Genomic DNA, 26,800 nt, shown 5'->3' with positions numbered 1-26,800 from the left:
CGCAACCGCCGACGCTCGAGAGGCCCCCGCCCGATATGCTGGATTTCAGTTCGCTCCTGCTCGCAGCCGCGCTGTCGGGTACCTGTCAGCCGCTATCATGGTTGCGATCTGGCTCACGGCGCCGCGGGCGGGTTTCGTGCTGACGGTGGCGTGCGGCATTATCGTGCTCGTGGCGCATGTGATCCTCTTCTGGGGCTATACCAGGGAGCCCGATCCGCTGCTTTGCCAAATCGCGCTGGCGCCCGACGGCAGCACCCTCGACGAGGTGATGGCCAGGGCCGACGCACGCTCTATGGCGCCAAGCGTGCGGGGCGAAATTGCGTCATCGGCTGCAAGAGGACGGGCAAGGCCAACCCGGTCAGGCCGGCCTTGCGTTCCGAGTAGCTATTCGGCCGCGCCCAGATAATCCGACAGCGGCGGGCAGGAGCAGACCAGATTACGGTCGCCCGCGACATTGTCGATGCGCGACACTGGCGGCCAGTACTTCGTCGCCGTGTCGGCATCGCCGGCGGGATAAGCCGCCTCCAGACGCGAATACGGGTGGGTCCATTGACCGGCCAGCGCCTCGGCAGACGTGTGCGGCGCGTTGACCAGCGGATTGTCGGCCAAGGGCCATTCGCCTTTGGCCACTTTCGCCGCTTCGCCGGCAATGGCGATCATGGCCTCGCAGAAGCGATCCAACTCGCGCTTGGGCTCGGACTCGGTCGGCTCCACCATCAGCGTGCCGGCGACCGGGAACGACATGGTCGGCGCGTGGAAACCATAGTCGATCAGGCGCTTGGCAATGTCCTCGACACTGATGCCGGCGCTCTCCTTGAGCACGCGGGTGTCGAGGATGCATTCGTGGGCGACGCGGTCGCTCCGGCCCTTATAAAGCAGCGGGAAGTGCGGGGCGAGCCGTGTCGCCACATAGTTTGCCGAAACGATCGCTGTCTCGGTCGCCTGCTTCAGGCCGGAAGCGCCCATCATGCGGATGTACATCCAGGTGATCGGCAGGATGGAAGCGCTGCCGAAGGGAGCGGCGGCCACGGCATGAGCCGAGCCTTCGCTGACATGGCCCGGCAGATAGGGCTTCAGATGCGCCCTGACACCGATCGGACCGACACCCGGGCCGCCGCCGCCATGCGGGATGCAGAAGGTCTTGTGCAGGTTCATGTGGCAGACGTCGGCGCCGATGTCGCCTGGCCGGGCGAGGCCGACCAGCGCGTTGAGGTTGGCGCCATCGAAATAGACCTGGCCGCCATGCTCATGGATGAGAGCGCAGAGGTGGCGCGCGCCTTCCTCGTAGACGCCATGGGTGGAGGGATAGGTGAACATCAGCGCCGCGAGATTCCTGGAATGCTCGTTGGCCTTGGCGCGCATATCGTCCATGTCGATGTTGCCGTCTTCCAGGCAGCGCACGACGACGACGCTCATGCCGGCCATCGCGGCACTCGCCGGATTGGTGCCATGCGCGGAAGACGGGATCAGGCAGACGGTACGATGGCCCTCGCCGCGCGAGCGGTGGTAGGCGCGAATGGCGAGCAGCCCGGCATATTCGCCCTGGCTGCCAGCATTGGGCTGCAAGGTCACGGCGTCGAAGCCGGTGATCTCCGACAGCCAGCCTTCCAGTTCGCCGATCATGGCGCGGTAACCGGCCGAATGGCTTGCGGGCGCGAAGGGATGCAAATTGGCGATTTCCGGCCAGCTCACCGGCATCATTTCCGCCGTGGCGTTGAGCTTCATGGTGCAGGAGCCCAGCGGGATCATGGCGCGGTCGAGCGCCAGGTCCTTGTCGGCCAACCGGCGCAGAAAGCGCATCATCTCGGTTTCCGACTTGTTCTGGTGAAAGACCGGCTGGGTCAAAAACTCCGTGCCACGCGGCTTGCCGGGCACTGTGCTGTCGGCGGAAGCGGCAGCCTTGGCATCGAACAAGGTCGCGATCGCGTCGAGATCGGCGTCGGTCGAGGTCTCGTCGAAACTGATGCCGACATGGTCGGCATCGAGCACACGCAGCAGCCGGCCGGTCTTTTCGGCGGCGACCGCGATCTGGGCGGCCTTGCCGTTGGTCTCCACCGTCACCGTGTCGAAGCGGCTGGAGCCGAGCACCGATACGCCCGCCGCCTCGAGGCCGCTTGCCAGGCGGTTGGCCAGCGCGTGTATGCGCCCGGCGATCGCCTGCAGGCCGACCGGGCCGTGCCAGATGGCGTAGGCGGTGGCCATATTGGCAAGCAGGGCCTGTGCGGTGCAGATGTTGGACGTCGCCTTGTCGCGGCGGATATGCTGCTCGCGCGTCTGCAAGGCGAGGCGGTAGCCGGGACGGCCCTTGCTGTCGGTCGACTGGCCGACCAGGCGGCCGGGCATAAGCCGCGTCAGCTTGTCGGAGACCGCGCAATAGGCCGCATGCGGGCCGCCAAAGCCCATCGGCACGCCGAAGCGCTGCATCGGGCCGACCGCGATGTCGGCGCCGAGTTTCGCCGGCGCGTCGGTCAGCGTCAGACCAAGCGGGTCGGCGATAAAGACGACAACCGCGCCGGTGGCGCGCGCTTTTTCGATCGCCGCCTTGTGGTCGCCATAGACGCCAAAGGTGTCCGGCCAGGAGACGAGCAGGGCGGCGGTGTTGTCGTCGATCGTCTCGCCGTCGATCTCGATGCCGAGCGGCTCGGCGCGGGTGCGCACGACGTCCAGCGTCTGCGGGTGCGGCGTGCCCGCAAGCGCCACCTTGGTGCGCTTGTCGCGGTGGTGGCGCAGCGCAATGCCGACCGCTTCGGCGACCGCTGTCGCTTCATCCAGCAGTGAGGCTGATGCCACCGGCAGGCCGGTCAGTTCGGTGACCAGCGTCTGGAAGTTGAACAGCATTTCGAGCCGGCCCTGGCTGATCTCGGCCTGATAGGGCGTGTAGGCGGTGTACCAGGCCGGATTCTCGAACAGATTGCGCTGGATGACCGGCGGCACGTGAACGCCGTGGTAACCAGCGCCGATAAAGCTTTTCAGCACCATATTCCTTGCCATGATCACCGACAATTCGGCGAGAGCTTCGGCTTCGCTGGCGGGCGCCGGGAGGTCCAGCGGCTGGTCGAGCCGGATCGATCTCGGCACGGCCTGGCTGATCAGCGTCTCGACCGAGGGAACACCGATGACGGCGAGCATGGCTCTGACGTCGGCAAGGCCGGGTCCAATGTGGCGGGCCGAGAACGGGTAGGGAGCAGCGGTCATGTCAATAAATTCCTGATGTCAGGCGATATGGGCTTTGTAGGCTGCCTCATCCATGAGGCTGGCGAGCTGACTTTCGTCGGCGAGCTTCATCTTCCACAGCCAACCGGCCCCGGTTGCCGCCGAGTTGACCAGCGAGGGGTCGGAGGACAGCGTGCCATTGGCTTCGGTGATCTCGCCATCGACCGGCGCATAAACGTCCGAGGCTGCCTTGACTGATTCGACCACGACGGCGGTGTCGCCCTTGGCGAGCTTCTTTCCCGTTTCCGGCAGTTCCACGAAGACGAGGTCGCCGAGCTGCTCCTGCGCGTAGTCGGTGATGCCAACAGTGGCGATGCCGCCCTCGACGCTGAGCCACTCGTGATCCGATGTGAAATAGGTTGTTGCCATGGAATTCATCCTTTGCGGTAGCGATGAGGGGTGAAGTGCAGAGAACTGACATCGACTGGGATCTTGGTGCCGCGCACGTCGGCGAAAATCCGCGTTCCGGGCTTTGCCAGCGGCGTGGCGACATAGCCCATGGCGACCGGATGGCCGGCGGAAGGGCCGAAGCCGCCCGATGTGACATGGCCGGCAGGATTGCCGTCGGCTTCGAACAGCGCGGCACCGGCGCGCACCGGCTGGCGACCCTCCGGTTTCAGCCCGACGCGCTTTTGCGCCGGACCACGTTCCACGGCGGCGCGCAAGGCGTCGGCGCCAATGAAGGTGCCGGAGGAACGGATTTCTTTCGGGATCGCCCACATCAGCGCCGCCGCGGCCGGGTCGGTCTCCGCCGTGATGTCCTGGCCATGCAGGCAGAGGCCGGCCTCCAGTCGCAGGCTGTCGCGCGCGGCAAGGCCGATCCAGAGCACGCGTTCATCTTCCAGCAACTTGGTGACAAGGTCACGCGCATCGGCCTCCGGCAGGCCGATCTCGAAACCGTCCTCGCCAGTGTAGCCGGACCGGCTCATGAACCAGTTTTTTCGCGGCTCGACACCATGCATGAACAGCAGTGAGCCGGTCTCGATGCCGGCGCGGGAGAGGGCAGCCCAGGCTTCGGGGCCCTGGATCGCCAGGAAGACGCGGTCGAGCGGCTCGACCTTGGCTTCGAAATCGGTCGCCAGGGCGCGCAAATGCTTTTCGTCGGCGACGGCATTGCCGGCATTGGCGACCACCATGAACCTGGTGTCGCCGAGCCGGGTGACGATCAGATCGTCGAGAATGCCGCCTGCTTCATTCAGGAAGAAGGATAGCTTTGACTGCGAGATTTCGAGCGCGTCGGCGTCCAGCGGGCAGGCGCGGTTCAACAGCGCAACCGCTTCCGACCCGCTGACCTCGAACAGTTTCATATGCGAGATGTCGAACAACCCCGCATGCTCGCGGGTGTGGAGATGCTCTTTCATGACGCCGGCCGGATAGGTCAGCGGCATCGACCAGCCGGCAAAGGCGCCGAAGCGCGCTCCGGCAGCCGCATGAATATCTTCGAGGGGAAGGTGTTTGTCGTCGTCGCCCGTCATCTCGCCTCCAGAGTCGCACGCAATCGGCCGCTGATGGCGACCAGTCCGTGCCCCTCTGTCTGAAGCCTGAGAGACTCGCGCAGCCGGAACTCTGTCAGCGGCGCTTACACCTTCGGCGCGGGGGCAAGCCCCGACTTTCCAGAGTGTCTTTCCCGTCTACGGTTCTTTTGCCTGAGAGATTTCGGGCGATTTCCCCTTCGGCGGCAGCTCTCGCTGCTCTCTCCCGCAAACAGGTAGGACTCAAAACCCTGAGCCCTCGACGCGCCATCCATAGCCCGTCGACGACACCTTGTCACCTCCCAGCGACATTGTTCTGACAAGTCTTCGCTAACCACGCCGTTTGCCTGTTTTTCAAGACACTCCTGATAAAGCTGACCGACGTGACGCGTTGGGGGACGGGGACGACAGATGGGCGAGTTGATCATGAGTGCTCCGGTGGCGGGGCTGACTTCGAAGAACCGCATTGCTTCAGAGGATGTCGTGATGCTGCGCCGCGACGTGTTCGTCGACGGCGTGGTGAGCCGGGGCGAAGCCGAGGCCTTGTTCGCGCTCGACCAGACGGCGCGGGACAAATGCGCTGAATGGGCGCCGTTCTTCGTCGAGGCGGTCACCGACTACATCGTCCATCAGGAAAAGCCCTTGGGCTACATTTCGGGGGAGAATGCCGACTGGCTGGTCCGCACGATTTCGCGCGACGGCATGGTCGACAGCCGGACCGAACTCGAATTGCTGGTCCATGTGCTGGAAGAGGCGAAATCCTCGCCGAGCCGGCTTTGCGTCTACGCGCTGGAGCAGGTCGCCCACGCCGTCGTCGACGGTAAGGGAGCGCTGATGCTCGGCGGCGCTCTGGTGCCCGGACTGATCGCCAGGGCCGAAGTCGAGCTTTTGCGCCGCATCCTCCATGCCCATGGTGGCGACGGCAACATCGCCATCACCCAGGCCGAGGCCGAGGTGCTGTTCAGGATCAACGAGCGGACCGCCCAGGCCAATAATGATCCGTCCTGGAACGACCTGTTCGTCAAGGCGATCGCCAATTTTGTCATGTGCTCGGCCGGTTATGAGGCGCCCACCCGCGAGGTGGCGCTGCGCCAGGAAACGTTCCTCGATCACGCCGATCCGGAAATCGGCGGCTTCTTCAGCCGCATGATCTCCGGTGGTCTTGCCGGTATCATCGAGGCCTACCGCTCTCCTGACGACATAGAGACCGAATGGGAAGCCAAGAACAGAGCCACCGAGGCGCTGGCCCGCCGTGCCGAGACGATCGATGCCGGTGAGGCAAAGTGGCTGGTCGGACATATCGGGGTGAACCGGCCCTTGTACGAAAATGAGCGCGCACTGCTGACCCTGATCAAGCATGCCTCGCCGGAAATTCATCCGGCGCTGAAGCCGTTGCTCAACAAGGTTTGCCTAAGCCCCGCCGTCCGCTGCTATCGTTCTGCAAAGAATGATACTGGAATGGCCTTCGGGCCATCCCGAGAATTCGGCCATGCGCTCGAAGCCAGCCTTTTCATAAGGCCTGGTGCCTGGAAGTCATGGCTGGAGACCCAGATTTTCCTGACGCCGCGATCGGCGGCCTCCGCGACAAAGGCGTCGAGCAACTGCCTTGCGTAGCCGCGACCTCGGTGAGCTTCGGCAATCCACATCAAGGTCAGTTCGGACGTGCCCGCCCAGGAATAGCCGGCGGCTACTCCGACAGCGTGTCCCGCACCATCGCGGATGACAAAGGCCAGCCCTCGGTCATCGTCGCGGTCCGTCATACGTCGGTTATCGTGGTGGAGACGCTCCTCGAGCGAACTCAATTCCATGGGGGACAAATCGTGCTCGGCCCGTATGCGAAGGACCATCAAATCCCGCCATACCAGTCATAGCCGTTGTCTTCCCAATAGCCGCCCCGGCCGCCACCGATAGTGGCGAAGCCGTCGACCAGTTCGATCTTGTAGAGATATTTCGGCATTTTGTAGCCGAGCTGGCGCTCCACGCGGACACGCAGCGGCGCGCCGTTCTCGACCGGCAGCGGCTTGCCGTTCAGGCCGTAGGCAAGGATCGTTTGCGGATGGCGAGCATCGATTAGGTCGATCGTGCCGTAATATTTGATGTCGCCTGACAGGCTGCGGTCGATCGTGTCGAGGCAATGGAACATGACATAGCGCGCCTGTGGCTTGACCACCGCCTGGTCGAGCAGCAGCGCCAGCGGCGTGCCCGTCCATTTGGCGATGCAGCTCCAGCCTTCGACGCAGTCGTGGCGGGTGATCTGGGTGCGGCTCGGCATGTTCATGAGCTGCTCGCGGGTGAGCGACAGCGGCTTTTCCACGAGGCCTGACACTTCCAGGCGCCATTCGGCGAAGTTGTTGGTGAGCAGGGCCTTGTAAGCGTCGTCGTCCGGCGCGGTCACGCCGTTCGGCCGCATTGGCTGACGGATATCAGCCTCGGTGAATTCCGGCGCCAGCGAATTGCCGCCGCCGAGCAACCGTTGTGCCTTGTGGGTCAGGCCATTGGCGTTTTCGAGGAAGCTGCGTAGGCCGCTGCCGATGCTGAGCTGGCTGTCGAAGGCGTCGCAGCCAGACAGCATGATGCCGGAAGCGCCGAGGCTGGCGGCGGTGAGGAATTTTCGGCGGCTTATCTCAAATTTCGCCATCTCAGGCACTCCTCTGTGACGTTTTGTCGTCATGAACGGGAGGATCGGTGCGGTACCAGCCGGTGATGATCGAGCGCAGTTCGTTGATCGGGCCGGCGGCGAGGATCATCAGGATGTGAATGACGAAGAAGGCGACCAGCAGCAGCATGACGGTGAAATGGATGGTGCGTGCCGTCTGCCGGCCACCGGTCAATTCATTGAGGAAGGGCAGCACCGAATTCATGCTCGGCGACATGGCGAGGCCGGTGATGATCATCAGCGGCAAGAGCACGAACAGCACGCCGCCATAGGCCATCTTCTGCAGCGTGTTGTATTCGCGCGTGTGGTGGAATTTAAGCCTGGCGTGGTTGGCGATGTCCCGTGGCAAGCGTCTGAGGTCATCCAGGCGAGGCGCCAGATCGCGGCGTATGTGGCCGTTGATCAGGCTGGCGACGAGCCAGACGATCAAGGTCGTCGTCAATATCCAGGCGAAGAAGAAATGGATCACGCGGGCGGTACCGAGGTCATAGTAGGACGGGATCGTCGCCCAGGACGGGAAACCGCGCGCCGTCTCGTTACCGGCCGGGCCCGACCAGCCGAGGACGCCTGTCGTGTCGAAGCGGTGCCCGAAGATTTCGGTGTAGCCGCGCGGCCCGGCATTGGTGTTTTCGGCGCCTATGGCGAAAATGGTGTTGTTGTAGTCGAAGCCGGATTGCTTGCCGATGTAGAGTTGCGGGCGGGCATTGAAGATCTGCAGGCCGGACAGCAGCATGAAAAACAACGAGATGGCCCAGAGCCAGTGTGTCAGCCGCGTCCAGCGCGACTGCCGGTAGATCAATGTTTTCTCTTTTGACGCGGGGGCGCCCGGTCCAATTTCGGATTGGCTTCTGGCAACCGATTCCATCTTGTCTGGTCTCCCGGCCTTGCGGCTTGTCCTAAGAGTTCATTGTCCTCTTGATACGTCGCGATCCAAACCGATGTTTCATGCGATCACGGATTTATTACGGACCGCCCAGGCTGACGGCGAGATTGACGGCGGCGGCGACGATGACCGTGTTGAAGAAGAACGACAGGACCGAGTGCACAAGCACGACACATCGCATATGCGTCGTCGAGATGTTGATGTCGGCGGTCTGCGCCGTCATGCCGATGACGGTCGAGAAATAGAGGAAATCCCAGCCCTCGGGGCGTTTGTCGCCCGGCAACAGCAGGCCGCCGACCGGGATCTTCTTGTTGGTGCCGGCGTCGACCGCGTCGCCGTCCATCCAGTAGACATGGGCATAGTGGAGCGCTGCCATGGCGTGGATGGTGAACCAGCCGAGCGGGATCGACAGCAGTGCGAAGCCGAGTTCGATCGGGTGATCCCCATCCTTGCGATTGATCAGCAGGAACAGGGAGACAAGGGCAAGGCAGACGACAACGAGCGTGACCGCGAAGATCACCAGCACCGGCTGATCGGTGGCGCGTGCATTCTTGCTCAGGTACTTGCCGGTGAATTTGGGCATCTGGCTGACAACAAGAAGGACGTAAGCGGCAAAAAATATGTTGGCGCCGATCGAATAGGCGAGTGGGGCGTGCAGCAGCAACGCCAAAAGCAGCGCAAACGCACCGATACATGCCGACGCCGCGAACAGCATGTGGCGCTGCATCGGTTTCTTGATCGGGGTTTCGGCGGCCATGGCGGTCTCCACCTGGATGGCGCTTTGTTGCTAGCCCGGTGTGGCGGATTTCAGCGCGCGCCGCAAGATGCGGTCGAGTTCACCCAGGAACCGGGAACGATCCTGCGGCGCGAAGCTGGCATTGTAGCCCTTGCTCTCGCCGGTTTCGCGCAGATGCTGCTTGAGGTCCCGCATCGCCACCGCCATGCCGATCGTCTCGGGCGTGAAAGGACGTCCGGTCGGTCCCAGCACATGCGCGCCGAGCGCCACAGTGCGGGCGGCGAGCGGAATGTCCGCCGTCACCACGATGTCGTTGGGCTTGGTGTTCTCGACGATCCAGTCGTCGGCGGCATCGGCGCTCTTGGAGACCACGACATTGCGGATCATCGGGTCGCGGGAGGGGCGCAGACCGCCATTGGAGACATAAGTGACGACGACGCCATGGCGCTCGGCGACCTTTTCTACCTCCGCCTTCACCGGGCAGGCGTCGGCGTCGACGTAGATGGCGGGTGCGGGCATTGTCTCTCCGGAAACGAGCGGGGGCCGGAAACATATCCGGCCCCCGCCTGAAATCTCATGGCCATCAGGCCGGCAGGGCGCCGGACTTCTTCGCCGTCCAGGTGGCGATGTAGTCCATCAGGCCCGGATTGAGGCAGTCGTAGGGCTCCAGCCCGATTGTCCTCAGCCTGCCGCGAATGCCGTCCATGCGGCTCGGATCGACACCCGATTCGATGATCGAGGACACGAAGGCGGTGAAGCCCGGCGGCGACCAGCCGTCTTCCTCGAAGCGCTCGGGATGGATGAAGGACAGGCCCTTGAACGGATGGTCGCGCTCGACCGGCCCGTGCATGTGGACCCCGCATTGGGTGCAGGCATGACGCTGGATCAGCGCCGAGGGGTCGACCACCTTGAGCTTGTCGCCATTCTCGGTGACGGTGACATCGCCGGTGCCGGCGACCGCAACCACCGAGAATACAGCACCTTCTGGCTTCCAGCATTTGGTGCAGCCGCAGGCGTGGTTGTGGGCGATCTGGCCCTTGACCTTCACCTTGACCGGCTTGCTGGTGCAGGCGCAGACCAGCGTGCCGCCGGCAAAGCTGGCGCTTTCCCTGGGCAGCCCATTGTCGATCTTCGGATGCAGTTTCTCCGCCATTTTTTCTCTCCTCCCATGTTTCACCACAGGGGTCGCCGGCCGGATGGCCGGCGGCGTGTGGCTGTCTTTAATAAACCACGACACTGCGGATCGACTTGCCCTCATGCATGAGGTCAAATCCCTTGTTGATGTCCTCGAGCTTCAGCGTGTGGGTGATCATCGGGTCGATCTGGATCTTGCCGTCCATATACCAGTCGACGATCTTCGGCACGTCGGTGCGGCCGCGCGCGCCACCGAAGGCGGTGCCCATCCAGCTGCGGCCGGTGACCAGCTGGAACGGCCTGGTCGAGATCTCCTGGCCGGCGCCGGCGACGCCGATGACGACCGACTTGCCCCAACCGCGATGCGAGGCTTCCAGCGCCTGGCGCATGACCTTGGTGTTGCCGGTGCAATCGAATGTATAGTCGGCGCCGCCGATCTGGTCGGCACCGCGCTTGGTCATGTTGACGAGGTGGGGCACGATGTCGCCGTCGATCTCCTTCGGATTGACGAAATGCGTCATTCCGAATCGCTCGCCCCACTCCTTCTTGTCGTTGTTCAGATCGACACCGATGATCATGTCGGCGCCGGCAAGCTTCAGGCCCTGGATGACGTTGAGGCCGATGCCGCCGAGGCCGAAGACCACCGATGTCGCGCCTTGCTCGACCTTGGCGGTGTTGATGACGGCACCAATGCCGGTGGTGACGCCGCAGCCGATGTAGCAGATCTTGTCGAAGGGGGCGTCGGGGTTGACCTTGGCCACCGCGATCTCCGGCAGCACGGTGAAGTTGGAGAAGGTCGAGCAGCCCATGTAGTGGAAGATCTTGTCCTTGCCGATCGAGAAGCGCGACGAGCCGTCCGGCATCAACCCTTGGCCCTGGGTGGCGCGGATGGCCGTGCACAGATTTGTCTTCCTCGACAAACACGACGGGCACTGACGGCATTCGGGCGTATAGAGCGGGATGACATGGTCGCCCTTCTTGACCGAGGTGACGCCCTTGCCGACATCGACCACCACGCCGGCGCCTTCATGGCCGAGAATGGCCGGAAACAGGCCTTCCGGATCGGCGCCCGACAGTGTGAATTCGTCGGTGTGGCAGATGCCGGTCGCCATGATCTCGACCAGCACCTCGCCATCGCGCGGTCCATCGAGGTCGACCTCCATGATCTCCAACGGCTTTCCGGCGGCGACAGCGACAGCGGCGCGGGTTTTCATCGGGCAATTCCTCCAAAGGCGATTTTTGAGCCCAAGGTTTCAGGTTTTGGGCTGCTCATCAACTCTCAGATGAGACGAAATCTTGGCTTTCTTGACGCAGATAGCACACCGCTCGACAACCAGCCCGGCTCGGCAGGGCAGTGCGATAGAGCGCCGGCAAGGAACGCTCGTCATGTCGTCCACCGCGGCACTTGAGACCTGGCGACTTAGTCCATAGAACTGAACCATCCGCCGGAGGGGAATTCTGCCCGCATGTTCACCAAGATCCTGATCGCCAATCGTGGCGAGATCGCCTGCCGCGTCATCAGGACGGCGCGCAAGATGGGCATTGCCACGGTTGCTGTCTATTCCGACGCCGATCGCGATGCCGTGCATGTCGAAATGGCCGACGAGGCGGTGCATATCGGGCCGTCGCCGGCCGCGCAGAGCTACCTCGTTCCTGAAAAGATCATCACGGCCTGCAAGGCGACGGGCGCTCAGGCCGTGCACCCCGGCTATGGCTTCCTGTCCGAGCGAGCCGCGTTCTGTGAAGCCCTGGAAGCGGAAGGCATCGTCTTCATCGGGCCGAAACCCAAGGCGATCAAGGCGATGGGCGACAAGATCGAGTCGAAAAAATTCGCCAACGCCGCCGAGGTTTCGACGGTTCCGGGTTGGCTCGGCGTCATCGAGAATGCCGATCATGCCGAAAAGATCGCCGGCGAGATCGGCTATCCCGTGATGATCAAGGCCTCGGCCGGTGGCGGCGGCAAAGGCATGCGCATCGCCTGGGACCAGTCGGAAGTACGCGACGGATTCGACCGCGCGCGCTCGGAAGCCAAGAGTTCGTTCGGCGACGACCGTGTCTTCATCGAAAAGTTCGTGGTCGATCCGCGTCACATCGAAATACAGGTGCTGGCCGACGGGCATGGCAACGCGCTCTATCTTGGGGAACGCGAATGCTCGATCCAGCGCCGCAACCAGAAGGTGGCGGAAGAGGCGCCATCGCCCTTCCTCGATGCCAAGACGCGCAAGGCGATGGGCGAGCAGTCGGTGGCGTTGGCCAGGGCTGTCGACTACCAGAGCGCCGGCACCGTCGAGTTCATCGTCGACAAGGACAAGAAGTTCTATTTCCTTGAAATGAATACACGATTGCAGGTCGAGCATCCGGTGACCGAACTCGTCACCGGGGTCGATCTGGTCGAGCAGATGATCCGCGTCGCCGCCGGCGAAAAGCTCGCCTTCAAGCAGGGCGACATCAAACTGAACGGCTGGGCCGTGGAAAGCCGGCTTTACGCCGAGGATCCCTATCGCAATTTCCTGCCGTCGATCGGCCGGCTGACACGTTATCGGCCGCCGGAGGAAGGCCGCTTCGGCGACGTGGTCATCCGCAACGACACCGGCGTCACCGAAGGCTCCGAAATTTCCATGTTCTACGATCCGATGCTGGCCAAGCTGTGCACCTGGGCGCCGACGCGGCTCGAGGCCATCGACGCCATGTCGGAAGCGCTGGACAGCTTTGTCGTCGACGGCATCGAGCACAACATCCCGTTCCTGGCGGCCCTGATGCAGCATCCGCGCTGGCGGGAAGGGGCGATATCGACCGGCTTCATCGCGGAGGAATATCCCGGCGGTTTTGCCCCCGTCGTGCCGAACAGCGAGGAAAAAGCCGTGCTGGCATCGATCGCGACCGCGGTGGAATTGCTGCGCCGCGATCGTCTCGACCGGCTGGGCGGGCGGCTGGCGCCGCATTCGGGAGCGCTCAAGCGCGACTGGGTGTTGAAGATTGGCGAAGAGTATTTGTCGGTGTCGATCCTCGAAGGCATGATTTCCATCCCGATGGAAATGGACCTGTCCATAGATGGCGGCAAGGCGCTGACCATTTCGTCCGATTGGCGGCCTGGCGATCTGATCTGGCGCGGCACGGTCGGCAAGCGCAGGGTTGCCGCCCAGATTCGTCCTGTCGCCAATGGCCTCCGCATCGCCTGGAAAGGCATGTCGGTGACCGCGCGCGCCATGCTGCCGCGCACCGCCGAATTGGAACGGCTGATGCCGGAGAAAATAGCGCCGGACACGTCGAAGCTGCTGCTTTGCCCGATGCCGGGCCTCGTCGTGTCAATCGCTGTCGCCGAAGGCCAGGAGGTCAAGGCGGGCGAGACGCTGGCCGTGGTCGAGGCGATGAAGATGGAAAACGTTCTGCGCGCCGAGCGCGACCTCGTCGTCTCGAAACTCAACGCCAAGCCGGGCGACAGCCTGGCCGTCGACGCGGTGATCATGGAATTCGCCTGAACGGCTGGAAGCCTGTGGGTCGGTAGTCGTTTGTGCTGGACTGGCATCGTCCGGTCCCGGACAATACATCTCCATCGACTCAAGCCTTACGGACAGCGCGAGAAACCATGGCGGATGAGAGACTTCCACGCGATCCCCTGAAGCGCGAGGCCGCGATCGCGGCCGCGCGGCCGGAGGCGCCGGCGCGGCCGTTCGTCCATCTTCGCGTGCACTCGGCCTATTCGCTGCTGGAAGGCGCTCTGCAACTCGGCAAGATTGTAGGCCATGCCATCAAGGACGAAGCGCCAGCGATCGCGGTGACCGACACCAACAATTTGTTTGGCGCCTTGGAGTTCGCCCAGAAGGCGGTGAAGGACGGCATCCAGCCGATCATCGGCTGCCAGATAGCACTCGCCTTTTCCGGCGAAAACAGCGACGGCCAGCGTGACCGCCGTCGGCAAGGTCCCGATATGCGGCCGGTCGTGCTGATCGCGGCCACGGAAACCGGCTATTCCAACCTCGTCAGACTGGTCAGCCGCGTTTATCTCGAAACACCGCCCGGCGAAGCGGTGCACCTGACCACCGAAATGATGGACGGCCAGTGTGACGGCCTGATTTGTCTTAGTGGCGGGCCGCGCGGCCCGATCGGCATGGCCCTGAAGGAAGATCGCCGCGATCTTGCCGAAGTGCGCCTGCTGACGCTCAAGGCGATGTTTGGCGACCGCCTCTATGTCGAACTGGACCGGGTTTCGGGCTACGACCGGATGATCGAGAGATCCTCGATCGATCTCGCCTATGCCCATGAATTGCCGCTGGTTGCCACCAATGAAGCCTTCTTCTCATCGCGCGACGAGTATGAGGCGCATGATGCGTTGATCGCCATCGCCGAGGGGTCGGTTGTCGCCGTCGACACCCGCCGCCGGCTGTCGCCGGACAATTTCCTGCGCAGTCAGGCCGATATGGCGAAATTGTTCGCCGACCTGCCTGAAGCCATCGACAACACTGTCGAGATCGCGCTGCGCTGCTCCTACTATCCAAAAACCCGCAGTCCGATCCTGCCGCGTTTCACGGGCGGAGATGCCTCCGACAAGGACGCCGCCGAAAAGGCCGAGGCCGAAGAACTGGCCCGTCAGGCGCGCGAGGGGCTCGATGCGCGGCTCGCCCTGCACGGACCGACGCCGGGCTACACGGTCGAGCAGTATCGTGAGAGGCTCGAATTCGAGCTTGGCATCATCGAAAAGATGAAATTCCCCGGCTACTTCCTGATCGTTGCCGATTTCATCAAATGGGCCAAGGCGCAAGGCATTCCGGTCGGGCCGGGGCGTGGTTCGGGCGCTGGTTCGCTGGTTGCCTATTCGACCACCATCACCGACATCGATCCGCTGCGTTTCTCGCTGCTGTTCGAACGCTTCCTCAATCCGGACCGCGTGTCGATGCCCGATTTCGACATCGATTTCTGCCAGGACCGCCGGGAAGAGGTGATCCGCTACGTCCAGCAGAAATACGGCCGCGACCAGGTCGGCCAGATCATCACTTTCGGTACGCTGCAGGCGCGCGCCGTGCTGCGCGACGTCGGCCGTGTGCTGCAGATGCCCTATGGCCAGGTCGACAAGCTCTCGAAAATGGTGCCGCAGAATCCGGCCAATCCGGTCAAGCTCGCCGATGCCATCGCCAACGAGCCGCGCTTTGCCGAGGAGGCCGAGAAGGAGCCGATCGTCCAGACGCTGCTCGACATGGCGCAGAAGCTGGAGGGCCTCTACCGCCACGCCTCGACGCACGCCGCCGGCATCGTCATCGGCGACAGACCTTTGTCGGAACTGGTGCCGATGTACCGCGATCCGCGTTCGGACATGCCTGTCACCCAGTTCAACATGAAATATGTCGAGCAGGCGGGGTTGGTGAAGTTCGACTTCCTCGGCCTGAAGACGCTGACGGTGCTGGAGACGGCCGTCAAGTTGATCCGCCGGCGCGGCATCGATATCGATCTGGCGACCATCCCGCTCGACGATCCCGAGACCTACGCAATGCTGTCGCGCGGCGAGGTGGTTGGCGTGTTCCAGGTGGAAAGTGCCGGCATGCGCAAGGCGCTGATCGGCATGCGGCCCGACTGCATCGAGGACATCATCGCGCTGGTTGCCCTCTACCGGCCGGGACCGATGGAGAACATCCCGACCTACAACGCCAGAAAGCATGGCGAGGAGGAGATGGCCTCGATCCATCCCAAGATCGATCATCTGGTGAAGGAGACGCAAGGCGTCATCGTCTACCAGGAACAGGTGATGCAGATCGCGCAGGAGCTGTCAGGCTATTCGCTTGGCGAAGCCGACCTTCTGCGCCGCGCCATGGGCAAGAAAATCCGCGCCGAGATGGACAAGCAGCGCGAACGCTTTGTCTCCGGCGCGGTCGAGCGCGGCGTCGCAAAGCCGCAAGCCGACTTCATTTTCGACCTGCTGGCAAAGTTCGCCGACTACGGTTTCAACAAGTCTCACGCGGCCGCTTACGCCGTCGTCTCCTACCAGACCGCCTATCTGAAGGCGCATTATCCGGTCGAGTTCCTGGCGGCGTCGATGACGCTAGACATGGGCAACACCGACAAGCTCGCCGACTTCCGCCAGGATGCGCTGCGGCTCGGCATCGAAGTCCTGGCGCCGTCGGTGATGACGAGTTTCCGTGCCTTCGAGGTCGGCGAGAACCGGATCTATTATTCGATGGCCGCGCTGAAAGGCGTCGGCGATGCCGCGGTGGAGCACATCGTCGCCGTTCGCGGCGAAAAGCCGTTCAAGAGCCTGGCCGATTTCTGTGAAAGGGTCGACCCGAAGATCGTCGGCAAACGGGTTTTCGAAAGCCTGATAATGGCCGGCGCGCTCGACTGCTTCGGCCACGACCGCGCCCAGATGTTGGCTGGCGTCGAACGGATGATGGGGCTGGCGTCGCTCGCCCAGCAGAACGCCGTTTCGGGTCAGGCCGACATCTTCGGCGCCTCGCTCGGCGCACAGTCCCAGGCGCTCAATCTGCCGGCGACCGATCCGTGGCTCGCCGCCGATCGGCTGCACCGTGAATTCCAGGTCGTCGGCTTCTATCTCTCGGCGCATCCGCTCGACGAGTACAAGGCGGCGCTGCAGAAGATGCGGGTGCAGAACTGGGCGGAGTTCTCCGCCGCCGTCAAGCGCGGCGCTTCCGCCGGCCGGCTTGCCGGCACTGTTACCAGCAAGCAGGAGCGCAAGACGCGCACCGGCAACAAGATGGGCGTGGTGGCCTTTTCCGACACCTCCGGCCAGTACGAGGCGGTGCTGTTTTCGGAAGGGCTGGCGCAGTACCGTGACCTCCTCGACGCCGGCCGCTCGGTTGTCATCACCGTCGCGGCGGAGGACAGGCCCGAGGGCGTCAACCTGCGCATCAACTCGGTGCAATCGCTGGAAGACGAGGCAAGCCGCATCCAGAAGGCGCTGCGCATTTTCGTCAGGAACGATGGACCTGCCTCGATAATCCAATCCCAGCTCACGCAGCGCGGTGAAAGCCAGGTGAGCATCATCGTGATCAAGGAAGAGGCGCAGGGCGAGGTCGAGATCGCTCTGCAAGGCGGCTATCGCGTCTCGCCACAGATCGCCTCGGCGATGCGCGCCGTGCCGGGCGTGATTGAAGTGGAACTGGTGTGATCCGCGCGCTTGACAGGCGGCTATCCGCGGGCCAGCACCGGCTGCTCATGCCAGCATGAAGGCCAAGGAGAGGCGCCCATCGCAGGACCTTTCCGCGACGGCGCGATTACGCGACAGGCTGCGCAGGCTCTATCACGGACGCTCGCCGGCCGCGTTCCGGTTTCAACTGGTGGCTGTCATCATCGACCTCGCCATCATCGGCTTTTTCATCGCCACCCCGGTCATCCAGCAGTCGGCCTCGTTTTTGTGGCTGGACTATGCCGTGGCGGCTCTCGTCGCCTTCGATCTGATTGCCAGGCTGCTCGCCTCCAACGACATGCCGCGCCTGATGAAGCAGCCGACCCTCTGGGTGGATGCCTTCATCCTTCTGACGCTGCTGATGCCGACGGCTCTCGCGAGCCTCGGCTTTCTGCGCATCCTGCGGCTATGGTCGCTGTCGCGCAGCGGTTCGATCTGGCGGCATTTCGAGATGCGCGGCCTGCGGCCCTGGCGCGAGGCAAGCCAAGCGGTCATCAGCCTTTTGACCTTTCTCTTTGTCATCACGGGCTTCGTCTACACGTTCTTTTTTCGCGACGGAGCCGGACTGGAAAACTACATCGACGCGCTTTACTTCACCGTCGCGACCGTGACGACCACAGGCTTCGGCGACATCGTGCTGCCGGGCATAGCCGGCAAGCTGACGGCGATCGTCACCATGATCATCGGCATATCGCTGTTCGTGAGGCTGGCGCAGGCGATCTTTCGGCCGGCCAAGGTGTTCTTTCCCTGCCCGCAATGCGGGTTGCAGCGTCATGAGCCGGACGCAGTACACTGCAAGGCGTGCGGACACGTGCTCAACATTCCAGACGAAGGGAACTGACCGGCAACGCTACGACGCCGCGACCTCTGCCGGCTTGACTGCCTTGCGCTGCAAGTTGAGCAGATTGCCCGTCAGGATCAGCAATGCACCGCCAGCGGTGAAGGCGTCGATCTGCTCGCTGTAAAGCAGCCAGCCGATGAGCGCCGACAACGGTACACGCAGGAAATCCATCGGCGAAATGACGGTGGCGTCGGCATAGCCAAGCGCACGGGCCATGCAGAAATGCGACGACATGCCGGTGAAGGCAATCAGCACGATCCATGGCCACAGTTCCAGCGGCGGGTTGCGCCACTCGTAAAGGGCTGGAACGAGGCCGACCACGGACTGGATGATCAGCATCCAGAAGATGATGCGCACGACGCTGTCCGTCCGCGTCAGCGACTTGACCAGGACCACCGAGATCCCGAAGCAAACCGCGGCGCCGAGTACGATGAGATGGCCAGGATCGATCGAGCCCACACCGGGGCGAACGATGATCACCACCCCGATCAGGCCCAGCACGATCGCGGCAAGCTTTGGCCGGGACAGCCTTTCACCAAGAAAAGTCGCCGCCAGGATCGCCGTCCAGATCGGTGTGGTGAATTCGATCGAAATCAGCACGGCCAACGGAATCAAGGTCAATGCGTAGAGCCATGCCGCCTGCCCGGTATAGTGGATGACGTTTCTGGCGATATGAGCGGTGGGACGCTGCGTGCGCATCGCCGCGAAGCCGCCGCTCATCATCACCAGCGGCAGCAGAATGAAGAGCCCGATGACCGAACGCAGTTCCAGCACCTGGAAGACGTTGAGCTCGGCGGTCGTGGCGCGCCCGGCGACCGACATCGCCAGGAACGAGGCGATCGACAGCGCCATCCAGAAAGCGGCCTTGGGGATCGAGGGGGTAGGTGCCATGTCAGTTATCTCGCAAGCCGGGGTTTTTGCCGCAACCACTAGCCGCCGCATTTGACTGGGCCAGGGATATCGACGCGACGTTGCAAAACGGCCCTGTCGCGGGCGGAACCTGACATGGCAAGCCGCGTTGAGTCGCGATGTCCGCCTGAGCATCACCGATCGCCGTTCCACCCGTCACAAGGAGACCTTCGATGACATTACTCACGCGGTTTGTGCTTGCCGGGTGCCTGGCCGTCGCGGCCACTGCCGCGCATGCGGACGAGAGCAAATTTCTCCAATCATTCAAGGGCAATTTCGCCGGCAAGGGAACCGTTCAGGTGACGACGCAGGCGCCAACGGTCAGCGTTTCCTGTACGTTCAAATCGAATGCGACATCGTCTTCGCTGTCCCTCGACGGCAATTGCCGCGGCCTGATCCTGGTGACACGCGCCATCAGTGCTCGCCTGAAGACCAGCGGCGCCAAATACAGCGGTGTCTATGTGGGATCGCGCACCGGACCGGCGCAGTTGAACGGAAACCGTTCCGGCAATGCGATAAACCTTGCCATCCGCTGGGCCAAGGAGGTCAATGGCGACCGCGCCGCGCAGCTTACCGTGCAGAAAAACGGTGCGGACGGTATTGTCTTGACCGTGGTCGACCGCGATCCCAAGACCGGTAAGAGCGTGGTGACCAGCCGCATCGATCTTCGACGCAGCTGATCGGGTTCAATCTTCCAGCGGCTCCGGCGGATGGGCGTCGCGGCCCTTGCCGAAGGTGTAGCCGGTTTGCACCGCCTTGCGGCCGAACTTGTCGCGTAGCGCATCGATGGCACCTTCGGCCATGGCGCGCTTGCGCGACTGCAGATCGACCAAATCCGGCGGATCGGCCTTGTCGTCGTCGGAGAGGTCGCTGACGCCGATGCCGAGCAATCGGAATTTCGTTCCGTCGGTCTCCTTGCGAAGAAGTTCCACGCCGGTCGAAAAGATGCGGTCGGCGAGCCGGGTCGGGTCGCCGAGCTGACGGTTGCGCGTGCGCAGCCTGAAATCCTGGGTCTTCAGCTTCAGCACCACGGTGCGCCCGGCGATACCTGATTTCTTCAGCCTCGCCGAGACTTTTTCCGAAAGGCCCCTCAGCACCGAGACAAGCTCGTCCAGTGAGGCGATATCGGTGTCGAAAGTGGTTTCGGCCGATACGCTCTTGGCGTCCTGGTCGGGGTCGACGCGGCGGACATCCTCACCGCGCGAAAGCCGGTAGAGTCGTTCGCCCATCACCCCATAGCGGCGCATCAGGTCGCCACGCTCCATCTTCTGGAGCTGGCCGATGGTGCGGATGCCATCCTGTTCCAGCGTGGCGTTGAACGCCTTGCCGACGCCCCAGATCATGGTCACCGGCTGCGTGGCCAGAAAGCCGACCGCCTCCGCCTCGCCGATAACGGAAAAGCCGCGCGGTTTGCGGAAATCGGACGCTATCTTGGCGAGGAATTTGCAATAGGACAGGCCTGATGAAACGGTGATGCCGATCTCCTTCTCCACCGCCAGCGAAAAGCGCGCCAGCACCACGGCCGGTGGCAGTCCGTGCAGGCGCTCGGTGCCGGCAAGATCGAGGAAGGCCTCATCGATCGACAGCGGCTCGACCAGCGGTGTCAACGCCTGCATCATGGCGCATACCTCGCGGCCGACGGCCACGTACTTTTCCATGTTGGGCGTGATCACGACGGCCTCCGGGCAGGCCTCGAGCGCCTTGAACATCGGCATGGCGGAGCGCACGCCGCGGATGCGAGCGATGTAGCAGGCGGTGGAGACGACCCCGCGCTTGCCGCCGCCGATGATCAGCGGCTTGTCCTTGAGCGCAGGGTTGTCGCGCTTTTCGATGGCCGCGTAGAAGGCGTCGCAATCGATATGGGCAAGGTGCAGCCGGTAAAGCTCGGGATGGCGGGCAAGACGAGGGCTGCCGCAGCGTTCGCAACGGCCCGTTTCACTGCGCTGAAAGGTCAGGCAGTCACGACAAAAACCGTGGTCGGGATTGTTGACAGGGGCCGCCATCGCTGCGAACATAAAGAGAACAGAACCAATGGTACGACAGCGCAAGGCCAGCGACAAGCCTGGCCTGGGGAGAACGCATGAGCACGACCGTAGTGCCGCTGGCGCCGGAGCTCTGGCCTGAATTCGAGGACCTTTTCGGCAAGCAGGGCGCCTGCTACGGCTGCTGGTGTACGCATTTCCGGCTGGCGCCGGCCGCGCGGCGCGAGAGCAGCCGTGAACGCAACAAGGATCACATCAAGGCGCGCATCGAAGCCGGCCCGCCGCCCGGCCTGCTGGCTTTCGAGGACGGCAAGGCGGTCGGCTGGATGCAGATCGGGCCACGCGCCGACGTGCCCGAATGGAACAACAAGGGTAGGGGCTCGGCGCCGATCGATCCCACCGAGGCGTCCGATCCGGCCGTTTGGGCGATCTCGTGCTTTTTCATCCGCGCCAAGGCGCGCGGCAGGGGCATCACGCACCGCCTCGTCGAAAGTGGCATCGAGTTCGCCCGCAGGAACGGGGCGCGGCTCGTCGAGGCCTGCCCGATCGACCTGTCCCGCGATTCGCGTTCGATCGGCCTGTTTGTCGGGTCATCGGGGGTGTTCGAGACAGCCGGGTTCGAAAGGCTTGTGGAGCGCAAGGCCGGTCGGCCGCTGATGCGGCTGGTGTTGAAGCCGATTGCCTGACTGTCATCGGCTTGCAGTCGCGATGGTATTTCCCTACCAGAGATACGAAACCATTTTTGCCTTTCGAGCGAACGGAGAATTCCCGTGAACCGTATGCTGCCTATTGCCTTTACCGCGCTCCTGCTGAGCGCGCCTGCTTTCGGCCAGTCCGTCGACAGTCAGGGCGCCAAGCAATTGTCCGATGATCTGTCGCGCTATGTCGGCAAACAGGCGCTCGACAAGGGGATCCTGAAGGTTTCGACAGAAGGGGACGCCTACAAGATCGAATTTGATTTCAAGGCGCTGGCCAGCAGCTTTCCCGACCAGAAGCTGGTGAAATTCGACTTTGCGCCCTACGCCCTGCTGGTCAAGCCGCGCAGCGACGGGTCTTGGGATGTCTCGATGGATTTTTCGCAGAGCGCCTCCTTTGAATTCAACGGCCCTCAGGGAAAGCAGAGCACGCAGTTCTCGATCAAGGACGGCAAGGGCAACGGCGTCTACGACCCCAAGCTCGCGGCCTTCACCAACGCCACGAGTTCGATGGCCGGGATGACGATGTCGTCGCAGGATGCCAAGCAAAAGATGGATGTGACCGCCGGCGCCGGCTCCGTGACGCTTTCCGCGACCAAGGCGACCAATGGCGGCGTCGATTTCACGACGTCGCAAAAGATTTCGAACTTCGTCGAAGCGATAAAATTCAACGATCCCGAGAGCGGGCTGAATTTTCCCGTCACCGTGAAGTCGCCGGAATTTTCCGTGGAGGCCAGCGGCAAGGGCGTGCAGACCAAGCCTCTGCTCGATCTTCTGGCGTTTGCCGTGGCCAACGAGGACGAGAAGACGCTGAAGGCAAACCAGGCGCGGCTCAAGTCGCTTCTGCTTGCAGCGCTTCCGGTGTGGGAGCGTGTCGACGGAACCTATGGCTTCAAGGACTTCGGGGTCGACAGCCCGATCGGCACGTTCGGAGCAACCCAGTTCGGCATAGCGTTCGGTTCCGACGGCGTCGCCCAGAACGGTAAGGTCAGCTATGGCATCAAGGCTTCGGGGTTGACCGTGCCGCAGCAGCTTTTGCCGAGTTGGAGCGTGGCATTGCTGCCCACCGATATCGACCTGAATTTCGGTGGCGCCAACATCGATCTCGACAGCATGGCGAAGAAGGCCATCGAAGCCTTTGATCTCAACCAGGATCCGCCGCTGCCGGCCGAGTTCGGCGACCAGCTCAAAGCCGACTTCCTCGCCAAGACGCCGAAGGTCGTCATCGGCCACAGTATCGTGAAGAACAAGGACATGGAGATCGCACTGGAAGGTGAGATGACAAGCTTCGGCCAGAAACCCGACGCAAATCTCACTGTCGATGTCGCCGGCTTCGACAAGATCATGGAGCATCTGCAGGAAGCGGCGAAGGCGGAGCCTGAGGTCGGGCAGTATGTGCCTGTCGCTCTCATGGCGAAGGGTTTTGCCAAGACGCTGCCGGACGGCAAGCTGGAATGGGCTATCAACACCAAGGCCGACGGCTCGGTCACTGTCAACGGTGTCATGCTGAAGCCCGCCGACCCTGCGGTGGACGATGGCGTCGACGGCGGTGACGGCTCGGACGATGAGAGCGGCGGCGACAATGGCGGTAGCGATAATGGCGGCAGCGATAATGGCGGCGGCGCTGACGGCGGGGCGGGGGCGAAGCTCAATCCTTGAGTGTTCTGCCCTCGAGCAATTCCGGAACAGTGCGAACCGTTTTTCTGTCCGGGATCGCACCAAAACGCCTGGATTAGAACCCCAGCGCGCCAGCGATCTTAGGCGCGGCTTCGTGCCAATCCTGGACGACGATGACATCGTCCGGGACCGATGGCAGGAATGTGCGCAGGGAATTGTCGGCCATCAGATGGAAAAGATTTGCGTCGGCGACCGAGTCACGCACCGACGCCAGATTGGCCGGCTGATCGTCGACGAAGACCACCGGCCTGCCGCTCTTGCCGCGCAGTTTGGCTACCGCCGGTCCCTTGGCCATCTCGGTGGTCAGCAGCGGATAGGCTAGCCCCAGTGCATCGAGATGGGCGCGTCGCACGGCACGATGCCGGTGCGGCATGGCTGTCAGCAATATAATTTCCGCGCGGTCTCCGAGCCCTGTCAGGGCTTCCGCGGCGCCATCGGTGATGCTTTGCCAATCGGCTTGCGCGTCGAAGAAATCGCCCAGGAGTGCGGTGACTTCGGGTTGTTCGATCAGGCGGCCGCTCGCTGTCTCGGCAATGTTGCCGGTCAGCCGGAAGGAAGCCAGCGTCAGGCCATAGCCGCGCGCCTTGAGAAAATGCGGGAAAGGCCGGATGAATTCGAGCACCACGTCATCGACGTCGAGCACCAGCAGTGGTCGGTCGTCAGCCGCCAGTTCCTCGATCTGGCGCGCGGTTTCGGGATCATCGCTCATGTGGAATACTCGTGATTGTCATCGCCAAGCGGCAAGGCGCGCAACGCCTTGCCGACAGCCGCTGGTGGCGTGCCGGTTTCCTCGGCGAAGCGCATCAAGGTCGGCTCGTGGGCGAGAATGAACTGCAGGACGCCGGCCAGGAAGCCCGGCTCGCCGGCCGCCCGGCGGATCGAATGCGCCTCTATTCCCGTGATCGCCAGAAAGCGCGGTAAAAGCTCCGGATCGGCGGCAACGAAGCCCAGTGCCTTCACGGCAATGGTTTCCGCCTCCTCGCGCATTGACGCTGCGTTTGCCATCACTACCTTCGGTGTGTGGAATGAGTCTCTCCCGCAGTAATGGCAAGAATTGCTTGCGGCAAGCCATTAGCGTAGGGCGCGCCCTTTGGACGCGCAGGGAGGCGAGGCGGAATTCATGCTGCTTTGCAGGCTTCGGGTTTCCGTTTCGTCAATGATATTGCCGTATAGTGAAGCAGGGTTTGGTGCGTTCAAGGAAAGAGCGCATGACGGCCACCTCCGGCGGAGGACGGCCGGGACGGGATGTCGATGCCTAAGAAGGTCATGATCGTCGAGGACAATGAGCTCAATATGAAGCTCTTTCGGGACCTCATCGAAGCAAGCGGTTACGAGACGGTGCGCACCCGAAACGGTCTGGAGGCGCTCGATCTGGCGCGCCAGCACCGGCCGGACCTCATCCTGATGGACATCCAACTACCCGAAGTGTCGGGACTGGAGGTGACCAAATGGCTGAAAGAGGACGACGATCTTCACGTCATCCCGGTGATTGCGGTGACTGCCTTTGCGATGAAGGGCGATGAGGAACGCATCCGCCAAGGCGGCTGCGAGGCGTATATTTCGAAGCCGATCTCGGTGCCGCGTTTCATCGAAACCATCAAATCTTATCTGGGCGATGCCTGATGTACCCTTCCAGCCGAGCCGGAGCGTTGTGAAATGACTGCACGGATCCTCGTCGTCGACGACATCCCTGCCAATGTGAGGCTGCTGGAAGTCCGGCTGCTGGCCGAGTATTTCGAGGTTCTGACCGCCACCAATGGGTCCGATGCGATCGAGACCTGCGAGAACGGCAAGGTCGATGTCGTGCTGCTCGACGTAATGATGCCCGACATGGACGGGTTCGAGGTCTGCCGGCGATTGAAGAGCGATCCGGCGACGTCGCACATTCCGGTGGTGATGATCACCGCGCTCGACCAAGTCACCGACCGCGTGCGCGGGCTGGAGGCCGGCGCCGACGATTTCCTGACCAAGCCGGTCAACGACTTGCAGCTGATGACGCGCGTCAAGAGCTTGGTGCGACTGAAGTCACTGACCGACGAGCTTCGGCTGCGCGCCTCGACCACGCGCAACATCGGCATCGAAGAACTTTTGAGCCGCAATTTCGCGTCCGAGGACACGACGCCGAAGGTACTTTTGATCGACGAGCGCAAATCGTCGGTCGAGCGCCTCCAGAAGATGCTGCGCGACCGAGCCGACCTCGACGTCACCGGCGATCCGCATGCCGGATTCTTCCAGGCCGCGGAGACGCCCTATGAATGCGTGATGATCTCGACGGCCTTCGCTGATTTCGACCCGCTCAGGCTCTGCTCGCAACTGCGCTCCCTCGACCGCACCCGTTTCGTGCCGATCATCCTGCTGGCGGAGGAGGGCGAGGAGGAGCGCATCATCCGAGGGCTCGAACTGGGCATCAACGATTATCTGATGCGGCCGATCGACCAGCAGGAACTGACGGCGCGACTGCGCACCCAGGTGCGCCGCAAGCGCTACAATGACCAATTGCGCGCCAGCGTCACCCAGACCATCGAAATGGCCGTGACCGACGGCCTGACCGGGCTGCACAATCGCCGCTATCTAGACAGCCATTTGCAGACGCTGTTCGACCGCGCCGTGGCGCGGCGACGGCCCCTGTCGGTGATGATCACCGATCTCGACCGCTTCAAGTCCATCAATGATGCGCATGGGCATGACGGCGGCGACGAGGTGCTGCGCGAATTCGCGCGGCGGCTGCGCAAAAACGTCCGGGGTATCGACCTTGCCTGCCGGTTCGGCGGCGAGGAGTTCGTGGTGGTGATGCCCGATACCGACGGCGCAGTGGCCGAGAGGGTGGCCGAACGCATTCGTGCCGAAATCGCCCAGATGCCGTTCGCCATCGGAGCCGAGGGCAAGACGATCGAGGTCACCGTCAGCGTTGGCGTGTCATCGGTGCTGAAGGGCGTGGATACGGTTGCGGCGCTGATGAAGCGCGCCGATCTCGCGCTCTACGAAGCCAAGAGCGGCGGCCGCAACCGCGTCGTTGCCAAGGCAGCCTGACAGTCCGGCCCGATTATCCGGTCAACCCCAACAGGGTTACCCATTTACCTTAATCCAAGCGATTCACGAGCCTTGGTTAAGAAACTGTTGATTTTCATAAGCTCTTGCGCAAATGTGAAGTCCAAGAAGAAGCCGGCACGAGGTAGACAGCCGGCTCGATCCTCGAATACCCCATGATGCTCAGGTCCGCCGCATCTCCTGGGTCCGTGGGGTCGGCCGGCCGGCGCTGGCACATAGTGGCCTCCTCGTACCGCTGCCAAACGCCGACCGGCCCCCTTCATCCGATATGACATCAGGAATCGGCATCAAGCCCCGGAAGTGCCGGGGCTTTTTTGCGGCAGGGTCCCGCTTTCTGGATTGAAAGGGTTGCACCTTCGCCCGCTATCGCTTGGCAACGCCCGCGACTTTTCACAGCCATATGCATAGGGGGAAGGAGAGCC

General features: G+C 62.9%; 22 protein-coding genes, 1 pseudogene and 1 riboswitch. Of the genes and pseudogenes, 9 read left to right on the top strand and 14 right to left on the bottom strand.

The features are described 5' to 3' along the window. Window positions 1-384 precede the first annotated feature (384 nt). The 3 genes from gcvP to gcvT are packed head-to-tail and all read right to left on the bottom strand — an operon-like array spanning window position 385 to window position 4,688. The gene (gene gcvP, locus ACVWWD_RS22740) at window positions 385-3,195 is read right to left on the bottom strand and encodes an aminomethyl-transferring glycine dehydrogenase (protein WP_352549785.1); all 2,811 of its coding nucleotides are present in this window, start codon (window positions 3,193-3,195) and stop codon (window positions 385-387) included. An 18-nt stretch (window positions 3,196-3,213) separates the two neighbouring features. Beyond that, window positions 3,214-3,582 (bottom strand): glycine cleavage system protein GcvH, encoded by a 369-nt coding sequence (gene gcvH / locus ACVWWD_RS22735; protein WP_015317602.1) that lies wholly within the window; start codon window positions 3,580-3,582, stop codon window positions 3,214-3,216. Between the two features lie 5 nt (window positions 3,583-3,587). Further along, window positions 3,588-4,688 carry a glycine cleavage system aminomethyltransferase GcvT gene (gene gcvT, locus ACVWWD_RS22730; protein ID WP_352549787.1) on the bottom strand — a complete coding sequence of 367 codons (1,101 nt, stop codon included), beginning with the start codon at window positions 4,686-4,688 and terminating at the stop codon, window positions 3,588-3,590. 149 nt (window positions 4,689-4,837) lie between these two features. After that, window positions 4,838-4,924, bottom strand: a riboswitch (glycine riboswitch). Window positions 4,925-5,096: 172 nt separating this feature from the next. Between gcvT and ACVWWD_RS22725 the strand changes: the two are divergent. Beyond that, window positions 5,097-6,092, top strand: a pseudogene (locus tag ACVWWD_RS22725) (hypothetical protein); the annotation flags it as partial. Window positions 6,093-6,115: 23 nt separating this feature from the next. On the opposite strand, the gene ACVWWD_RS22720 reads toward ACVWWD_RS22725, so the two are convergent. The 7 genes from ACVWWD_RS22720 to ACVWWD_RS22690 all read right to left on the bottom strand — a co-directional run bounded on the left by ACVWWD_RS22720 (window position 6,116) and on the right by ACVWWD_RS22690 (window position 11,308). Beyond that, on the bottom strand, window positions 6,116-6,445 hold the full coding sequence (locus ACVWWD_RS22720) for a GNAT family N-acetyltransferase (protein WP_457103396.1): 330 nt from the start codon (window positions 6,443-6,445) through the stop codon (window positions 6,116-6,118). An 86-nt stretch (window positions 6,446-6,531) separates the two neighbouring features. After that, window positions 6,532-7,323, bottom strand: a complete 792-nt coding sequence (locus ACVWWD_RS22715; protein ID WP_023770039.1) for a molybdopterin-binding protein — start codon at window positions 7,321-7,323, stop codon at window positions 6,532-6,534. A gap of 1 nt (window position 7,324) precedes the next feature. After that, window positions 7,325-8,206 carry a cytochrome b/b6 domain-containing protein gene (locus tag ACVWWD_RS22710; protein ID WP_023770040.1) on the bottom strand — a complete coding sequence of 294 codons (882 nt, stop codon included), beginning with the start codon at window positions 8,204-8,206 and terminating at the stop codon, window positions 7,325-7,327. A gap of 97 nt (window positions 8,207-8,303) precedes the next feature. Further along, window positions 8,304-8,981 carry a DUF1345 domain-containing protein gene (locus tag ACVWWD_RS22705; RefSeq protein ID WP_457103395.1) on the bottom strand — a complete coding sequence of 226 codons (678 nt, stop codon included), beginning with the start codon at window positions 8,979-8,981 and terminating at the stop codon, window positions 8,304-8,306. A 30-nt stretch (window positions 8,982-9,011) separates the two neighbouring features. Next, window positions 9,012-9,479, bottom strand: a complete 468-nt coding sequence (locus tag ACVWWD_RS22700; RefSeq protein ID WP_015317609.1) for a YaiI/YqxD family protein — start codon at window positions 9,477-9,479, stop codon at window positions 9,012-9,014. 64 nt (window positions 9,480-9,543) lie between these two features. Continuing rightward, window positions 9,544-10,113, bottom strand: coding sequence for an S-(hydroxymethyl)glutathione synthase (gfa, locus tag ACVWWD_RS22695; protein WP_352549792.1), 570 nt, complete (start codon window positions 10,111-10,113; stop codon window positions 9,544-9,546). 67 nt (window positions 10,114-10,180) lie between these two features. Beyond that, window positions 10,181-11,308: an S-(hydroxymethyl)glutathione dehydrogenase/class III alcohol dehydrogenase gene (locus ACVWWD_RS22690; RefSeq protein ID WP_352549794.1), complete on the bottom strand. Its 1,128-nt coding sequence runs from the start codon at window positions 11,306-11,308 to the stop codon at window positions 10,181-10,183. 252 nt (window positions 11,309-11,560) lie between these two features. Here ACVWWD_RS22690 and ACVWWD_RS22685 point away from each other — a divergent pair, with 252 nt between their 5' ends. The 3 genes from ACVWWD_RS22685 (at window position 11,561) to ACVWWD_RS22675 (ending at window position 18,067) form a co-directional block, all read left to right on the top strand. After that, complete coding sequence (locus ACVWWD_RS22685; RefSeq protein WP_352549796.1) at window positions 11,561-13,573, top strand: acetyl/propionyl/methylcrotonyl-CoA carboxylase subunit alpha; 2,013 nt, start codon at window positions 11,561-11,563, stop codon at window positions 13,571-13,573. Between the two features lie 107 nt (window positions 13,574-13,680). Beyond that, window positions 13,681-17,208, top strand: coding sequence for a DNA polymerase III subunit alpha (gene dnaE / locus ACVWWD_RS22680; protein ID WP_457103394.1), 3,528 nt, complete (start codon window positions 13,681-13,683; stop codon window positions 17,206-17,208). Window positions 17,209-17,263: 55 nt separating this feature from the next. After that, a complete protein-coding gene (locus ACVWWD_RS22675) occupies window positions 17,264-18,067 on the top strand; it encodes an ion channel (RefSeq protein ID WP_352549810.1) in 804 nt (267 codons plus the stop codon). Between the two features lie 9 nt (window positions 18,068-18,076). On the opposite strand, the gene ACVWWD_RS22670 is transcribed toward ACVWWD_RS22675, so the two are convergent. Next, window positions 18,077-18,958: a DMT family transporter gene (locus ACVWWD_RS22670; protein WP_023783237.1), complete on the bottom strand. Its 882-nt coding sequence runs from the start codon at window positions 18,956-18,958 to the stop codon at window positions 18,077-18,079. A gap of 191 nt (window positions 18,959-19,149) precedes the next feature. Between ACVWWD_RS22670 and ACVWWD_RS22665 the strand changes: the two genes are divergently transcribed. After that, window positions 19,150-19,656, top strand: coding sequence for a hypothetical protein (locus tag ACVWWD_RS22665; RefSeq protein WP_023770049.1), 507 nt, complete (start codon window positions 19,150-19,152; stop codon window positions 19,654-19,656). Between the two features lie 6 nt (window positions 19,657-19,662). Here ACVWWD_RS22665 and ACVWWD_RS22660 read toward each other — a convergent pair whose 3' ends face one another. After that, on the bottom strand, window positions 19,663-20,991 hold the full coding sequence (locus tag ACVWWD_RS22660) for a DNA polymerase IV (protein ID WP_457103393.1): 1,329 nt from the start codon (window positions 20,989-20,991) through the stop codon (window positions 19,663-19,665). 65 nt (window positions 20,992-21,056) lie between these two features. On the opposite strand from ACVWWD_RS22660, the gene ACVWWD_RS22655 reads away from it, so the two are divergent. Further along, complete coding sequence (locus tag ACVWWD_RS22655) at window positions 21,057-21,644, top strand: N-acetyltransferase family protein (RefSeq protein ID WP_457103392.1); 588 nt, start codon at window positions 21,057-21,059, stop codon at window positions 21,642-21,644. 93 nt (window positions 21,645-21,737) lie between these two features. Continuing rightward, window positions 21,738-23,312 carry a hypothetical protein gene (locus ACVWWD_RS22650; RefSeq protein ID WP_352549868.1) on the top strand — a complete coding sequence of 525 codons (1,575 nt, stop codon included), beginning with the start codon at window positions 21,738-21,740 and terminating at the stop codon, window positions 23,310-23,312. 73 nt (window positions 23,313-23,385) lie between these two features. Here the strand turns inward: ACVWWD_RS22650 and ACVWWD_RS22645 are convergent, their stop codons facing one another. Both ACVWWD_RS22645 and ACVWWD_RS22640 read right to left on the bottom strand, forming a co-directional pair. Further along, on the bottom strand, window positions 23,386-24,039 hold the full coding sequence (locus tag ACVWWD_RS22645; RefSeq protein WP_015317619.1) for a hypothetical protein: 654 nt from the start codon (window positions 24,037-24,039) through the stop codon (window positions 23,386-23,388). Then, window positions 24,036-24,335: a DUF3572 domain-containing protein gene (locus tag ACVWWD_RS22640; protein ID WP_023770054.1), complete on the bottom strand. Its 300-nt coding sequence runs from the start codon at window positions 24,333-24,335 to the stop codon at window positions 24,036-24,038. The genes ACVWWD_RS22645 and ACVWWD_RS22640 overlap by 4 nt, the downstream gene beginning before the upstream one ends. A gap of 246 nt (window positions 24,336-24,581) precedes the next feature. On the opposite strand from ACVWWD_RS22640, the gene ACVWWD_RS22635 reads away from it, so the two are divergent. Together ACVWWD_RS22635 and ACVWWD_RS22630 are read left to right on the top strand one after the other, a co-directional pair. After that, the gene (locus ACVWWD_RS22635) at window positions 24,582-24,953 is read left to right on the top strand and encodes a response regulator (protein ID WP_006334976.1); all 372 of its coding nucleotides are present in this window, start codon (window positions 24,582-24,584) and stop codon (window positions 24,951-24,953) included. A gap of 33 nt (window positions 24,954-24,986) precedes the next feature. After that, a complete protein-coding gene (locus ACVWWD_RS22630; RefSeq protein WP_023783240.1) occupies window positions 24,987-26,360 on the top strand; it encodes a PleD family two-component system response regulator in 1,374 nt (457 codons plus the stop codon). The last annotated feature ends 440 nt before the right edge of the window (window positions 26,361-26,800 follow it).

It is taken from the genome of Mesorhizobium sp. URHB0026 (genome assembly GCF_054059755.1).
The sequence above is the reverse complement of the archived record's forward strand: the minus strand, read 5'-3'. Positions and strand labels throughout refer to the sequence as shown.

Coding starts and splice junctions, on each gene's coding strand:
- gcvP (WP_352549785.1), bottom strand. CDS start 3,195: ATGACCGCTGCTCCCTACCCGTTCTCGGCCCGCCACATTGGACCCGGC.
- gcvH (WP_015317602.1), bottom strand. CDS start 3,582: ATGGCAACAACCTATTTCACATCGGATCACGAGTGGCTCAGCGTCGAG.
- gcvT (WP_352549787.1), bottom strand. CDS start 4,688: ATGACGGGCGACGACGACAAACACCTTCCCCTCGAAGATATTCATGCG.
- ACVWWD_RS22720 (WP_457103396.1), bottom strand. CDS start 6,445: ATGACGGACCGCGACGATGACCGAGGGCTGGCCTTTGTCATCCGCGAT.
- ACVWWD_RS22715 (WP_023770039.1), bottom strand. CDS start 7,323: ATGGCGAAATTTGAGATAAGCCGCCGAAAATTCCTCACCGCCGCCAGC.
- ACVWWD_RS22710 (WP_023770040.1), bottom strand. CDS start 8,206: ATGGAATCGGTTGCCAGAAGCCAATCCGAAATTGGACCGGGCGCCCCC.
- ACVWWD_RS22705 (WP_457103395.1), bottom strand. CDS start 8,981: ATGGCCGCCGAAACCCCGATCAAGAAACCGATGCAGCGCCACATGCTG.
- ACVWWD_RS22700 (WP_015317609.1), bottom strand. CDS start 9,479: ATGCCCGCACCCGCCATCTACGTCGACGCCGACGCCTGCCCGGTGAAG.
- gfa (WP_352549792.1), bottom strand. CDS start 10,113: ATGGCGGAGAAACTGCATCCGAAGATCGACAATGGGCTGCCCAGGGAA.
- ACVWWD_RS22690 (WP_352549794.1), bottom strand. CDS start 11,308: ATGAAAACCCGCGCCGCTGTCGCTGTCGCCGCCGGAAAGCCGTTGGAG.
- ACVWWD_RS22685 (WP_352549796.1), top strand. CDS start 11,561: ATGTTCACCAAGATCCTGATCGCCAATCGTGGCGAGATCGCCTGCCGC.
- dnaE (WP_457103394.1), top strand. CDS start 13,681: ATGGCGGATGAGAGACTTCCACGCGATCCCCTGAAGCGCGAGGCCGCG.
- ACVWWD_RS22675 (WP_352549810.1), top strand. CDS start 17,264: ATGAAGGCCAAGGAGAGGCGCCCATCGCAGGACCTTTCCGCGACGGCG.
- ACVWWD_RS22670 (WP_023783237.1), bottom strand. CDS start 18,958: ATGGCACCTACCCCCTCGATCCCCAAGGCCGCTTTCTGGATGGCGCTG.
- ACVWWD_RS22665 (WP_023770049.1), top strand. CDS start 19,150: ATGACATTACTCACGCGGTTTGTGCTTGCCGGGTGCCTGGCCGTCGCG.
- ACVWWD_RS22660 (WP_457103393.1), bottom strand. CDS start 20,991: ATGTTCGCAGCGATGGCGGCCCCTGTCAACAATCCCGACCACGGTTTT.
- ACVWWD_RS22655 (WP_457103392.1), top strand. CDS start 21,057: ATGAGCACGACCGTAGTGCCGCTGGCGCCGGAGCTCTGGCCTGAATTC.
- ACVWWD_RS22650 (WP_352549868.1), top strand. CDS start 21,738: ATGCTGCCTATTGCCTTTACCGCGCTCCTGCTGAGCGCGCCTGCTTTC.
- ACVWWD_RS22645 (WP_015317619.1), bottom strand. CDS start 24,039: ATGAGCGATGATCCCGAAACCGCGCGCCAGATCGAGGAACTGGCGGCT.
- ACVWWD_RS22640 (WP_023770054.1), bottom strand. CDS start 24,335: ATGGCAAACGCAGCGTCAATGCGCGAGGAGGCGGAAACCATTGCCGTG.
- ACVWWD_RS22635 (WP_006334976.1), top strand. CDS start 24,582: ATGCCTAAGAAGGTCATGATCGTCGAGGACAATGAGCTCAATATGAAG.
- ACVWWD_RS22630 (WP_023783240.1), top strand. CDS start 24,987: ATGACTGCACGGATCCTCGTCGTCGACGACATCCCTGCCAATGTGAGG.